At 62.9% G+C, this 12,712-nt stretch carries 7 protein-coding genes; 3 read left to right on the top strand and 4 right to left on the bottom strand.

Annotated elements, in window-relative coordinates; genetic code table 11:
* Nucleotides 1–63: 63 nt before the first annotated feature.
* Nucleotides 64–951 carry a UTP--glucose-1-phosphate uridylyltransferase GalU gene (galU, locus tag C5J24_RS25520; RefSeq protein WP_105400180.1) on the bottom strand — a complete coding sequence of 296 codons (888 nt, stop codon included), beginning with the start codon at nt 949–951 and terminating at the stop codon, nt 64–66.
* Between the two features lie 200 nt (nt 952–1,151).
* Between galU and C5J24_RS25515 the strand changes: the two genes are divergently transcribed.
* Nucleotides 1,152–2,372, top strand: coding sequence for a lytic murein transglycosylase (locus C5J24_RS25515; RefSeq protein WP_105421888.1), 1,221 nt, complete (start codon nt 1,152–1,154; stop codon nt 2,370–2,372).
* Between the two features lie 66 nt (nt 2,373–2,438).
* On the top strand, nt 2,439–3,737 hold the full coding sequence (locus tag C5J24_RS25510) for a GDSL-type esterase/lipase family protein (protein WP_105422048.1): 1,299 nt from the start codon (nt 2,439–2,441) through the stop codon (nt 3,735–3,737).
* Between the two features lie 243 nt (nt 3,738–3,980).
* Here C5J24_RS25510 and C5J24_RS25500 read toward each other — a convergent pair whose 3' ends face one another.
* Nucleotides 3,981–5,435 (bottom strand): glutamate synthase subunit beta, encoded by a 1,455-nt coding sequence (locus tag C5J24_RS25500; protein WP_105421886.1) that lies wholly within the window; start codon nt 5,433–5,435, stop codon nt 3,981–3,983.
* 65 nt (nt 5,436–5,500) lie between these two features.
* Nucleotides 5,501–10,234 carry a glutamate synthase large subunit gene (gltB, locus tag C5J24_RS25495; protein ID WP_371674832.1) on the bottom strand — a complete coding sequence of 1,578 codons (4,734 nt, stop codon included), beginning with the start codon at nt 10,232–10,234 and terminating at the stop codon, nt 5,501–5,503.
* Nucleotides 10,235–10,713: 479 nt separating this feature from the next.
* Here gltB and C5J24_RS25490 point away from each other — a divergent pair, with 479 nt between their 5' ends.
* Nucleotides 10,714–11,766 (top strand): low specificity L-threonine aldolase, encoded by a 1,053-nt coding sequence (locus C5J24_RS25490; protein WP_105400175.1) that lies wholly within the window; start codon nt 10,714–10,716, stop codon nt 11,764–11,766.
* Nucleotides 11,767–11,775: 9 nt separating this feature from the next.
* On the opposite strand, the gene C5J24_RS25485 is transcribed toward C5J24_RS25490, so the two are convergent.
* On the bottom strand, nt 11,776–12,633 hold the full coding sequence (locus C5J24_RS25485; protein WP_105421882.1) for a LysR family transcriptional regulator: 858 nt from the start codon (nt 12,631–12,633) through the stop codon (nt 11,776–11,778).
* Between the last annotated feature and the right edge of the window lie 79 nt (nt 12,634–12,712).

Genomic DNA, 12,712 nt, shown 5'->3' with positions numbered 1-12,712 from the left:
TCATAGCAGGACCATGAGGGGTTTGCGTGACGTCCGGACCGGCAAATCGCCGGACAGAGGGATTTACTTCAGCGAGGCGAGCAGCGCCTTCATCGGCCCTTCGATCGCCGGGCGGATATCGGCGCGCTGCAGGGCGAAGGCGAGGTTTGCCAGGATGAAGCCGTCCTTGGCGCCGCAGTCGAACGTATCGCCCTTGAACGGATAGGCCGCGAATTCCTGGGCCTTGGCGAGCGTCAGCATGCCGTCGGTGAGCTGGATTTCGTTGCCGGCGCCGCGCTCCTGGGTTTCCAGGATCTTGAAGATCTCCGGCTGCAGGATGTAGCGACCGTTGATGTAGAGGTTGGACGGCGCGGTGCCCTTGGCGGGCTTTTCGATCATCTGGGTGATCTTGAAACCTTCGCCGACCGGCGCGCCGATGCCGACGATGCCGTATTTATGCGCCTGGTCCGGATCGCATTCCTGCACGGCGACGACGTTGCCGCCACTTTCAGCATAAAGATCGACCATGCCCTTGAGGCAGCCCTTGCCACCGGCCATGATCATGTCGGGAAGCAGGACCGCAAAAGGCTCGTTGCCGACGATGTCGCGGGCGCACCAGACCGCATGGCCAAGCCCGAGCGGCACTTGCTGGCGCGTGAAGCTGGCGGTGCCGGCAACCGGCAGAAGGCCGGCGAGCAGCGTCAGTTCGGCATTCTTGTTGCGCTCGCGCAGCATCTGTTCCAGTTCGTACTGGATGTCGAAATAGTCCTCGATGACCCCCTTGCCGCGTCCGGTCACGAAGACGAAATGTTCGATCCCGGCTTCGGCCGCCTCATCCACGACGTACTGGATGACCGGCTTGTCGACCACGGTCAGCATTTCCTTCGGCACCGCCTTGGTCGCGGGCAGGAAGCGCGTGCCCAGACCTGCTACCGGAAACACTGCCTTACGGATCTTTTGTTGTTGTGCCACTCATGCCTCCTGAAAGCACGTCATTGTGCAAATATTCAAATCTCGGCATCTAATGACGAATTGCTACCGTTTCGCAAAGACTGCCGCGGGTCGGGTTTCTATGGTAAAGAATTTGTTGACCCAATCCTGTTATTACATCGTTAAGCCGCATGCCACTCTTGCCGCAAGGCTTGGTAAAAGAAGACTGGACCCGACTGCCGATGAAGACGCTTCGCACCAACCTCTTTCGTGGGTTTGCTCTCTCCCTGATCGCCGGGCTCGCCGCTGCGGCCATGCCGATAGATGCCCAGGCAGACGCCGGTTTCAAGACGTGGATCACAAAATTCTACGACACCGCAGCCAAAAGCGGTATCACCCGCTCCACCTATGACCGAGCGTTCGCCGGCGTCAGCGAACCCGACCGGGACGTGCTTGAGAAGGCGAATTTTCAGCCGGAATTCAAGTCCAGGATCTGGGACTATCTCGACAGCCGCGTAAACCCCTATACCGTCAAGATCGGTCGCGAGATGGCGGCCAAGCACGGTTCGACGCTCGCCTCCCTGGAGCGCCATTTCGGCGTCGACAGGAACATTCTGCTTGCCATCTGGTCGATGGAATCCAACTACGGGGCGGCGCTCGAAAACCCCGACCGCCTCCACCACGTGCCGCAGGCGCTGGCGACGCTTGCGTGGGGTGATCCCAAGCGCGCCAAGTTCGCCCGCAACCAGCTCATCGCCGCGCTGAAGATCCTGCAGTCGGGCGATATCACGCCCAAGCAGCTGACCGGCTCCTGGGCCGGCGCCATGGGCCATACCCAGTTCATCCCGACCAGCTACCTGCTCTACGCGATCGACGCCGACGGCAACGGCAAGCGTGACATCTGGCATTCGGTACCGGATGCGCTCGCCACCTCCGCCAACCTGCTTGCCAAGAATGGCTGGCAGAGCGGCAAGACCTGGGGTTACGAAGCGGTGCTTCCGGCCAACGGCGCCCGTCATGAAGGCCAGACCAAGACGCTCGGCGAATGGGCAAAGCTCGGTTTCGCGCGCGCGAACGGCAAGAACTTCCCGCGCGGCACCGACCGGGCGACGCTGAAGCTGATGGCCGGCGAGACCGGCCCCGCCTTCCTGATGCTCGGCAATTTCTTCACCGTCAAGAAATACAACGCCGCCGACAGCTACGCGCTGGCGGTGGGCCTGCTCGCCGACGAGATCGCCGGTGTCGGCGGCGTCCAGCAGAGCTGGCCGCGCCCCGAAGGCACGCTCGACATCAAGCAGAAGTTCGAGCTGCAGAACCGCATGAAACAGCTCGGTTATTACGAGGGCGAAGTCGACGGCAATTTCGGTTCCGGCTCGAAGGCTGCGATCTCGGCGATCCAGAAACGCCTCGGCATGCAGCAGAATGGCGAGCCCTCGAAGTCGCTTCTCGAAGCTTTGCGTTGACAAGAAGGCGTATCGCGCCACATCGTTTGAGGGAATCTCCCGCAAGGTATGCGGGACGTCGGAGGCATGAAGGCTTTGCATAGATCCGGGCAAAAAGAGACCGTCCAGAACGGTGCCTGGCGGAACAGGCCTCGACCGGACAAGGGCGTGCGAAACTGGGGCGTGCGAAACTGGGGATGGGTGCGCCTGGCCCTTCTCCTCCTCGCGGTGCTGCTCGCCCTGCCGGTCGGCTTATCGCCGGCTGCCGCCCAGGAGCCCATCCCGCGCCGTAACCTCTTCGATTACCTGTTCGGCGGTCCGCGTTACGAGCGCGACGACCGCTATGAGCGGCCCGCCCCCTACGGCCGCCGCCGTTACGACCGCGACGGCTCGATCATCGAGATGAAACCGCGGCCGCGCCGCAGCACGGGGCGGGCTGCCGCCCCTCGCCCGGTGCAGCCGATCGCGCCGCCGGCGCCGGAACCGGTTGCCAAGCTCGAAAATGCCAAGCATGTTCTGGTGGTCGGCGACTTCATGGCCGGCGGCATCGGCAGCGAGCTGGAAACGGCGTTTGCCACCGCCCCCGGCGTTGCGGTCACCGAACGCAGCGACGGCTCCTCCGGTCTCGTCCGCGAGGATCACTTCGACTGGGCGGCCGAGCTTCCCGCCATGCTCAACGAGGTGAAACCCGCCGTCGTCGTGATCATGCTCGGGGCCAACGACCGCCAGCAGATGACGATCGGCAGCACCAAGGAAAAGTTCCGCAGCGACGCCTGGTTCAAGGAATACGAGCGGCGGGTGACCGAACTTGTCGGCATCGTCACCTCCCGCAAGCTGCCGCTCCTCTGGGTCGGCCTGCCTTCCTTCCAGTCGCCGGTTGCGACCGCCGACGCCGTGACGCTCAACGCCATCTATCGCAACCAGGCGGAAAAGGCCGGTGGCGAATTTGTCGATATATGGGAAGGTTTCGTCGACGAGGACGGCAAGTTCGTCATCACCGGCTCCGACGTCAACGGCCAGCAGGTGCGCCTGCGCGGTTCCGACGGCATCACCTTCACCAAGGCCGGCAAGCAGAAGCTCGCCTTCTACGTGGAAAAACTGGCGCGCCGGCATCTCGGCGAAATGGCAAGCCCCGATGTCGTCAAGCTCGACGGTTCCAACCTGCCGGCGCTGTCAGCCCTTCCCGCTTCGCCCGGCCAGGCCATCCCGACCCATCCGATCAGCCTCTCAGACCCCGAACTCGACGGCGGCAAGGATCTTCTCGGCGCCGCCCCGCTCCCCTCCGTCCTCGTCGAAACGCCGCGCGACAAACTGGTCAGGCGCGGCGAACTCGCCCCGGCGCCGGCCGGACGGGTTGATGATTATCGGGTGAAAGTGGCGCGGTAGCAGCAGTTGTCATTGTCGGCGTGGGAGCAAGATCGCCCCCCTCTGCCCTGCCGGGCATCTCCCCCACAGGTGGGGAGATTACATGCGGCATGACCTTCCCGCCCATTGAACGATGCGGCAGTTGACAACGTGTTGTTTGAGCAAACCGGTGCGCCCAGCCAATCTCCCCACCTGTGGGGGAGATGCCCGGCAGGGCAGAGGGGGGCTTACTCGCTCCAACGTTACTGAATTCCGCCCTCCCACTTACCGCGGCAGAACCGAGCTTCCCATCAGCGCCTCGTCGATCGCCCGTGCCGCCTGGCGGCCTTCGCGGATCGCCCAGACGACCAGCGACTGGCCGCGGCGCACGTCGCCGGCGGTCCAGAACTTGTCGACCGAGGTCCTGTAGTCCTTGTCGTTGGCAACCACGTTGGTGGAGCCGCGGCGGTCGACATTGAGCGTCAGCTTGCCTTCGAGCTCGTTCAGAACCCCGTCCGTCAGCGGGCCGGAAAAACCGATGGCGATGAAGGCGAGATCGGCCTTGATGATGAAATCGGTGCCGGCGATCGGCTTGCGGCGCTCGTCGACTTCGCAGCAGCGCACGCCGGTGAGCTGGCCGTCTTCGCCGACAAATTCAAGCGTCGCCACCTGGAATTCACGCACCGCACCTTCGGCCTGTGAAGACGAGGTGCGCATCTTGGTGGCCCAGAAGGGCCAGACGGCCAGCTTGTCTTCCTTTTCAGGCGGCTGCGGGCGGATGTCGAGCTGGGTTACCTTGACGGCGCCCTGGCGGAAGGCCGTGCCGACGCAGTCGGACGCGGTATCGCCACCGCCGACGACGACCACATGCTTGGCGCCTGCCAGGATCGGATCGGCCGCCCAAGCGACGCTCTCGATGTTCTCACGGCCGAGGCGGCGGTTCTGCTGCACGAGGTAAGGCATCGCGTCATAGACGCCATGCAGATCGACGCCTGGAATGCCGGCTGGACGCGGGGTTTCCGAACCGCCGCAATAAAGTACCGCATCATGCTCGGCGATCAGCTTCTCGACCGGGATATCGACGCCGATATTGGCGCCGTAATGGAAGGTCACGCCTTCGCCGGTGATCTGCTCGACCCGGCGGTCGATGAAATTCTTCTCCATCTTGAAGTCCGGGATGCCGTAGCGCAGCAGGCCGCCGGCCTTGGACTCGCGCTCGTAGACATGCACGTCATGGCCGGCGCGACCGAGCTGCTGGGCAGCCGCCATGCCGGCGGGACCGGAACCGATGATCGCCACCTTCTTGCCGGTATGAACGGTTGCGGGCTGCGGCGCGATGAAGCCGAGCTCATAGGCCTTGTCGGCGATCGCCTGTTCGACCGTCTTGATCGCAACCGGCGCATCCTCGAGGTTCAGCGTGCAGGCTTCCTCGCAAGGAGCGGGGCAGACGCGGCCGGTGAATTCCGGAAAGTTGTTGGTGGAATGAAGGTTGCGGATCGCCTCCTCCCACTTGTTGTTGTAGACGAGGTCGTTCCAGTCCGGGATCTGGTTGTGAACCGGACAGCCGGTCGGGCCGTGGCAATAGGGAATGCCACAGTCCATGCAGCGCGCAGCCTGCTTGGTGACCTCCGCATCCGACATCGGGATGGTGAATTCGCGGAAATGGCGGATGCGGTCGGAGGCCGGCTGATACTTGCCCACCTGCCGGTCGATCTCCAGGAAACCCGTTACCTTGCCCATGTTTAAATCCTCAATCCGTCCTGCCGCTACCGCAGCCGGTTAAAACCTAACAACCCGCGCGAAACTTATTCCGCAGCGACGCCCATCCGCATCCGCTCCATCTCCACGAGAGCACGGCGGTATTCGACCGGCATGACCTTGCGGAATTTCGGGCGGTATTCGCTCCAGCGGTCGAGGATTTCCTTGGCGCGGTTGGAGCCCGTGTAGTGCAGGTGGTTGGAGATCAGCTGGTAGAGGCGCTCCTCGTCGTGGCGCGTCATGTCCTCGGAAACGTCGACGCGTCCCTTGTGCATGAGGTCGCCGCCGTGATGGTGCAGCTTCTCCAGCATGTCGTCCTCTTCCGGAACCGGTTCGAGCTCGACCATCGCCATGTTGCAGCGCTTGGCGAACGTACCCTCCTCGTCGAGCACGTAGGCGACGCCGCCGGACATGCCCGCCGCGAAATTGCGACCCGTTTCCCCGAGCACGACGACGATGCCGCCGGTCATATATTCGCAGCCGTGGTCACCCACGCCCTCGACGACCGCAATCGCACCGGAGTTGCGAACGGCGAAGCGCTCACCGGCAACGCCGCGGAAATAGCACTCGCCGGTGATCGCACCGTAGAGCACGGTATTGCCGACGATGATCGAGTTCTCCGCAACGATCCTTGAGTTCTCCGGCGGGCGCACGATGATGCGGCCGCCCGACAGGCCCTTGCCGACATAGTCGTTGCCGTCGCCGACCAGATCGAAGGTGATGCCGTGCGCAAGGAATGCACCGAACGACTGTCCGGCCGTGCCGCGCAGCGTCACATGGATCGTGTCGTCCTTGAGGCCCTTGTGGCGCCAGCGCTTGGCAAGCGCACCCGAAAGCATGGCGCCGACGGAACGGTCGACGTTCTTGATCGGCACTTCGAAAACCACCGGCTCCTTGTTCTCAAGGGCAGCCTGCGACTTCTCGATCAGCTTGCGGTCGAGAATGTCGTCGATCGGGTGCTTCTGGCGCTGCGTCCAGTAGGTAGCCTCCTTCGGAGCCTCGACCTTGTGGAAGATTTTCGAGAAATCGAGGCCCTTGGACTTCCAGTGGGCGATCATCTCGTCCTTTTCCAGAAGCTCGACCATGCCGATGACCTCGTCGAAGCGGGTGAAGCCGAGCGATGCCAGGATCTCGCGCACTTCTTCGGCGACGAAGAAGAAGTAGTTGATGACATGCTCCGGCGTGCCCTTGAAGCGCTTGCGCAGGACCGGGTCCTGCGTCGCCACGCCCACCGGACAGGTGTTCAGGTGGCACTTGCGCATCATGATGCAGCCGGCGGCGATGACCGGAGCCGTCGCGAAACCGAATTCGTCGGCACCGAGCAGCGCGCCGATGATGACGTCGCGGCCGGTCTTCAGGCCACCATCCACCTGCAGCGCGATGCGCGAACGAAGGCCGTTCAGCACCAGCGTCTGCTGGGTTTCGGCAAGGCCGATTTCCCAGGGCGAACCCGCATGCTTCAGCGAGGTGAGCGGCGAAGCGCCGGTACCGCCGTCGAAGCCAGCAACCGTGATATGGTCGGCGCGGGCCTTGGCCACGCCTGCGGCAACCGTGCCGACACCCACTTCCGAGACGAGCTTGACGGAAATGTCCGAGGTCGGGTTGACGTTCTTCAGGTCGTAGATCAGCTGCGCCAGGTCTTCGATCGAATAGATGTCATGGTGCGGCGGCGGCGAGATCAGGCCAACGCCCGGCGTCGAATGCCGGGTCTTGGCAACCGTCGCATCGACCTTGTGGCCGGGCAGCTGGCCGCCTTCGCCGGGCTTTGCACCCTGCGCTACCTTGATCTGCAGCATGTCGGCGTTGACCAGATATTCGGTCGTGACGCCGAAGCGGCCGGACGCGACCTGCTTGATCGCCGAGCGTTCCGGGTTCTGAGAACCGTCCGGCAGCGGCATGTAGCGGTCACTCTCTTCGCCGCCTTCCCCGGTGTTCGACTTGCCGCCGATCCGGTTCATGGCGATCGCCAGCGTCGTATGTGCCTCGCGGGAAATCGAGCCGAACGACATGGCGCCGGTCGAGAAGCGCTTGACGATGTCGACAGCCGGCTCCACCTCGTCGATCGAGACAGGCGTGCGGCCGATTTCACCGGCCTTCTTGATCTTGAACAGGCCGCGGATGGTGTTCATCCGCACTGCCGTCTCGTTCACCATCTCGGCGAATTCGCGGTAGCGTTCCTGGCTGTTGCCGCGCACCGCGTGCTGCAGCGTCGCGACCACATCCGGCGTCCAGGCATGGCTTTCGCCGCGCATCCGGTAGGCATATTCGCCGCCGATATCGAGCGTGGAGGCGAGGACCGGGTCCTTGCCGAAGGCGGCATGGTGCCGGGAAACCGTTTCCTGGGCGATCTCTTCCAGACCGACGCCTTCGATGTTCGACGCCGTACCAAAGAAATACTTCTCGACCAGACCCGAAGACAGGCCGATGGCATCGAAGATCTGCGCGCCGCAATAGGACTGGTAGGTCGAGATGCCCATCTTGGACATGACCTTCAGAATGCCCTTACCGACCGCCTTGATATAGCGGTAGACGATTTCCGAGGAATCCACTTCCTTGGGGAACTCGCCGCGCATGTGCATGTCGGTCAGCGTGTCGAAGGCGAGATAGGGGTTGATGGCTTCTGCGCCATAACCGGCGAGACAGCAGAAGTGATGGATCTCGCGCGGCTCGCCGCTCTCGACGACGAGGCCGACTGAGGTCCTGAGCCCCTTGCGGATCAGGTGATGATGCACGGCAGCGGTCGCCAGCAGAGCCGGGATGGCGATCCGGTCCGGGCCGATCTGGCGGTCGGAAAGCACGATGATGTTGTAACCGCCCTTGACCGCCGCTTCCGCACGTTCGCAGAGACGGTCGAGCATTTCCGGCATGCCTTCGGCGCCGCGCTCGATGTCGTAGGTGAAATCGAGCGTCTTGGTGTCGAACCGGTCTTCCGTGTGGCCGATCGAACGGATCTTCTCGAGGTCGCCATTGGTCAGGATCGGCTGGCGCACTTCCAGGCGCTTGGCGTTCGCCGCACCCTCGTGGTCGAGGATGTTCGGGCGCGGACCGATGAACGACACCAGGCTCATGACGAGCTCCTCGCGGATCGGATCGATCGGCGGGTTGGTGACCTGCGCAAAATTCTGCTTGAAATAGGTGTAGAGCAGCTTCGACTTTTCAGACATCGCCGAGATCGGCGTGTCGGTGCCCATCGAGCCGATGGCTTCCTGGCCCGTTGTCGCCATCGGCGACATCAGGATCTTGGTGTCTTCCGACGTGTAGCCGAAGGCCTGCTGACGGTCGAGCAGCGACACGTCGCGGCGCAGCGCCCGCGGCTCCACCGGCTTCAGGTCTTCGAGAATGAGCTGGGTCTTGTCCAGCCACTTGCCGTAGGGATGCTTGGTCGCAAGTTCGGACTTCAGCTCCTCGTCGGAGACGATCTGGCCCTTTTCCATGTCGATCAGCAGCATCTTGCCGGGCTGCAGGCGCCACTTCTTGACGATACGCTCTTCCGGCACCGGCAGGACGCCCGCTTCGGACGCCATGATGATGCGGTCGTCGTCGGTGACCATGTAGCGGGCCGGACGCAGGCCGTTGCGGTCGAGCGTCGCGCCGATCTGGCGACCGTCGGTGAAGGCAACGGCAGCCGGGCCGTCCCACGGCTCCATCAGGGCGGCGTGGTATTCGTAGAAGGCCTTGCGCTCCTTCGACATCGACTGGTTGCCGGCCCAGGCTTCCGGGATCAGCATCATCACCGCATGGGCGAGCGAATACCCGCCGCGCACGAGGAATTCGAGCGCGTTGTCGAAACAGGCCGTGTCCGACTGGCCTTCGTAGGAGATCGGCCATAGCTTGGAAATGTCGTCGCCGAAGAGAGGCGAAGAGACGGACGCCTGGCGTGCCGCCATCCAGTTGACGTTGCCGCGCAGCGTGTTGATTTCGCCGTTATGGGCGACCATCCGGTAAGGATGCGCGAGCTTCCAGGACGGGAAGGTGTTGGTCGAGAACCGCTGGTGGACAAGCGCCACCGCCGTTTCGAACCTCGGATCCGCGAGGTCCTTGTAATAGGCGCCGACCTGATAGGCGAGGAACATGCCCTTGTAGACGATCGTCGAGGACGACAGCGATACCGGATAGAAACCCATGTCGACGCCGCCGAACGCATCATAGATGCGGTTGGAGATCACCTTGCGGATCAGGAAAAGCTTGCGCTCGAAATCATGGTTCGTCGCAGCGTCCTTGCCCGCGCCGATGAAAACCTGGACGTGATGCGGCTCGGTCGCGGCGATATCCGGCGCCTTGGAAAGCGACGAGTTGTCGACCGGCACGTCGCGGAAACCGAGGAACTGCTGCCCCTCTTCCGCAATGACGTCCTCGATCACCTTCTTGTAGTGCTCGATCTCCTCCGCCTTGCGCGGCATGAAGATATGACCGACGGCATATTCGCCGGCCTTCGGCAGGGTGACGCCCTGCTTCGCCATTTCCTCGCGGAAGAAACGGTCGGGGATCTGCACCAGAATGCCCGCGCCATCGCCCATCAGCGGGTCCGCGCCGACAGCACCGCGATGCGTCAGGTTTTCGAGGATGAACAGGCCGTCCTTGACGATCTGGTGCGACTTCTTGCCCTTCATATGAGCGATGAAGCCGACGCCGCAGGCATCGTGCTCGTTGCGCGGGTGATAGAGGCCCTGAGCCATCGGCAAACCGCCGGCGACAAACGGAACGCGAACTGTCGTCTCGGCCGACACCGGGGCTTCGGCGTGATGAGCCGGGCCGGATATCTCGGAGATGGTCTTCGTCATCGTCATTCCTCCTGTTGGCCGCCTTCGGCAGCGGGCAAAGTGGCTCTCAATTGTCTCTTGGGGATGACAAGCCTAAGCTCCATCCCGTGCTTCATGCGATGGCGCCGCTCCGGCGTGAGTTGCAGATTTGCAGCGCAGCATAACGCGGATCGGCGCGAACGTCAGCGGGAAAGACGCATCCATCGGCGCTTCTTTTCCCGAAATTAGGACAGTACTTCTGTCCTAATTTCCAAAATCTATGCCATAGAAGTTAACCCGCGACAAGAGCGGTTGTTAAAAATCCGCCGCACCTGACGACAGAAGATTACGCCGAATGGCGTAGATGTCGAAATTTAATTACAATCGACCGCCTTTTAAAGCGTGGCGCGTGCTGACCTAACCGTTTTGCCCCCGCCCACCACCCTCGCCGATTGATTACCGGTTCAAAAAGATTAATCTCCCCACGCTTCCGAGACAAAACTTCCAGGGTATTTTTCAGAATGTTTTTCGCTTCCGACAATTGGGCCGGCGCCCATCCATCCATCAATGAACGCCTCTCCAAGGAGTCGACCCGGTTTGCCGCCGCCTATGGCAACAGCGATCTCGACAAGGCGGTCGAAGCCCGTTTCAACGAGATTTTCGAACGGGAGGTCTCGGTCTATTTCGTCTCCACCGGCACGGCTGCCAATTCCCTGTCGCTCGCCAGCATCGCGCGGGTCGGCGGCGTCACCTTTTCCCATTCGGAAGCGCATGTGATCGAGGACGAATGCGGCGCGCCCGACTTCTTTTCCGGCATGCGCATGGTTCCGGTCGAAGGCGAAGACGGCAAGATGGATCCGGAGAAGCTCAGCGCCCGCATTGCCGGCTTTCCGCAGGATTCGCTGCATCACGGCCGCGCCGCCGCCGTCACCCTCACCCAGGCGACCGAGACCGGCACTATCTACACGCTCGACGAGATCGACGCGATCACCGCGATTGCCAAGGCGAACGGCCTGCCCGTGCATATGGACGGCGCCCGTTTCGCCAACGCACTGGTCTCGCTCGACGTCTCGCCCGCCGAAATGACCTGGAAGCGCGGCATCGACATCCTCTCCTTCGGCGGCACCAAGAACGGCTGCTGGTGTGCCGAAGCCATCGTCTTCTTCAATCCGGACCTTGCCCGGGACTTCGCCTTCATCCGCAAGCGCGCCGCCCAGCTCTTTTCCAAGACCCGCTTCATCTCGGCCCAGTTCGACGCCTACCTGCAGGATGGCCTCTGGCTCAACATGGCAAGCCACGCCAACAGCATGGCCGACCGCCTGCGCGCCGGCATCGGTTCGCTGAACAGCACGCGACTTGCCTGGGACACGACCTCCAACGAGGTTTTCGCCGTCCTCAACAAGGCGTCGGCCGAAGCAGCCGAAGCAAGGGGCGCTAAATTCTACGGCTGGCCGGTGCCGACCAACATGCCGGAGCCGGTCAGGGACGACGAAACCCTGATCCGCCTCGTGACCTCGTTCGCCACCACCGAAGAGGACATCGACCAGTTTTTGGCGATCTGCAAAGCCGGCTGAAGCCTCGACCTACACTTGATGCTGTGGCGCGATCTGCGCCACGATCAGGCTCGACAGCGCATCGACCAGCGCGGCATCGGCGCCGCGCCGTGGCACCAGCACGAATTCCACGTCTTCCAGCACCGGTAGCCGGTCCGCGGGGATTTCCTTGAGCCCCGCCGGCGCCATGCTGCGCGGCTGGACGAGCACGCCCATGCCGGCCCGCGCCGCGGCCGTCAACCCGCTCAAGCTGCCGCAGGTGCAGACGATCCGCCAGGCCATCTTTTCCCGGTCGAGCGCTTCCTGGGCGACGCGCCTCGTGATGCTTGGCGGCGGAAACGCGATCAGCGGCAACGCATCGCCGCGCGACAGGACATGGTCCGGATCGCGCGCCAGCCAGACCAGCGGTTCGCGATAAAGCAGCCGCCCATGCGTCTCGCCGATATGCCGCTTGGCGAGCACCAGGTCGAGATCGCCAATGTCCTGCATCTGGTAGAGCACGGCCGAGAGAGCCACGGTCAGTTCCAGATCGACCAGCGGATAAAGCCGGATGAAATCTTCGAGGATCGACGTCAGCCGGCTCGCCACCACGTCTTCCGAAACTCCGAGCCGCAGCCGTCCGCGCAACCGGCTCTCGCCGAACAGCGAGGCGACTTTGCCGTTCATATCCAGCATGCCGCGCGCATAGCCGAGCAGCGCCTCGCCTTCCGCCGTCAGCTTCACCTGATGGGTATCGCGAAAAACCAATCGGCGCCCGAGCGATTTTTCGAGCCGCTGGATATGCTGGGTGACGGTCGACTGGCCGATCCCCAGCCGGGCCGCCGCCTCGGTAAAACTGCCGGTCTGCTGCAGCATGACGAAACTGTTCAAATGATGAAGGTTCAGCATGGCTATCCAAGATCGTGATAACTGTTAGTGTTTGCATTCTGCTTCATGATAAGGGACGGGTAAATCCTCACGTTCGAGG

The organism is Neorhizobium sp. T25_27, assembly GCF_002968565.1.
Taxonomy (GTDB): domain Bacteria; phylum Pseudomonadota; class Alphaproteobacteria; order Rhizobiales; family Rhizobiaceae; genus Neorhizobium; species Neorhizobium tomejilense.
The sequence above is the reverse complement of the archived record's forward strand: the minus strand, read 5'-3'. Positions and strand labels throughout refer to the sequence as shown.